We start from the raw sequence: 1,360 nt of genomic DNA, 5'->3' as shown, positions 1-1,360 counted from the left end.
ATGTGATTTATTTATGATAATCCAATCGTATCGATTTGAAATCGGAATCCCCAAAATACAAGTGAATTATTTGGTATCAATGAGCCACAATAAGACATTAATCATAAATAAGACTTAAACAGTTTAAGTTATAGTATTGCGATAAGAATGTTGTTAAGTATAAGTACTGTATTCAATAGTGGAACATAAAATTGATAGAGTAGTTTGTTATTTTATAATTTGTTATTTTTCATGAAAATTTCATAATAGCAAACTAAATTATATTTACGCAGGTTATTTTATTGCAAGGCCGTCACTGATATACATGTGATTTGTGTTGGCGTTATATTTTTTATCAGAGATGACTTTGAGTGTGGATGTATATTTGACTATTAATCCTTTAAATTTCACTTATATAAAATCAGGGGTATGTAAACATGAATAAAGTAAAAACTGTGAGGAATGATATATCAATAGGTTTTTACTCATCTAATATAGATGATTTAACACAAGATATATATATTGAAACACCGTTGCCTTTTTTTTATTTCATATATACAAAAGGCAATGACTTTAAGTTATCTATTAACGGACAAAAATTTTTTTGCAAAAAAAATCAAGGGGTATTTATCAACAAATCGGTACCTTTTGCTATACTGTTGCATTGGTCAGATCATAATATTCTAAGATCTGATATAAATATTGTTCGTCTTACATCAAGTGATATTAGTGAGCATAATTTATGGTTTGATCACGATTTTATAAGATTAAAGGAGATGTCTTCAGGAGTAATCGATAAAAATTATTTTTTATTTGATTTTAGTGAATTGGATGACACTGGTCTAATGGCTGTATCTTGGATAATTTCGCAGTGCTCACAGGAGTACACATGCAGAGAGGAGATAGCATCAGAAAAATTATATAGAAAAATTAAAGTGAGTTTTTTGTTGTCATACTTCATGAATATCAACAGTGATGTTTCGAATATATTTCATTCAGCGTCAGTAACACTAACATCTGAAAGGGTTGCCAGCTTAGTTATGAGTGATTACTCAAAAAATTGGTCGTTGGAGGAATTAGCTGATAATCTACTTATGAGTTCCTCATCCCTTAAGAAAAAAATGTATAAAGAGATAGGATCTGTTACCGCTTTTATCAATAAGCTAAAGTTAACCGAATCCTTGAGAAGGTTAATCAGAACAAATGATTCAATATCAACAATTGCAAACTCTTTAGGATATAAGTCACCGTCTTATTTTACAAGAATTTTTAAAAAATATTTAAAACTACATCCAATGGAGATTCGATTAAGAAAAAAACGACATAGTTAGCTTACTCACTGTTCAGTATGAGTTCGTTGGAGTGCCTCAAGTCTCAAAAG

At 29.4% G+C, this 1,360-nt stretch carries 1 protein-coding gene; it reads left to right on the top strand.

Annotated features, from left to right (window positions below):
* Nucleotides 1-416: 416 nt before the first annotated feature.
* Entirely contained in the window at nucleotides 417-1,310 is an 894-nt protein-coding gene (locus ACLJTG_RS23625) for a helix-turn-helix transcriptional regulator (protein WP_079972810.1), read from the top strand.
* Nucleotides 1,311-1,360: the final 50 nt, after the last annotated feature.

Origin of the sequence: Salmonella sp. SAL00672, from assembly GCF_046552175.1 — a bacterium.
GTDB lineage: Bacteria > Pseudomonadota > Gammaproteobacteria > Enterobacterales > Enterobacteriaceae > Salmonella > Salmonella enterica.
This window is presented reverse-complemented; position numbering and strand designations above follow the sequence as displayed.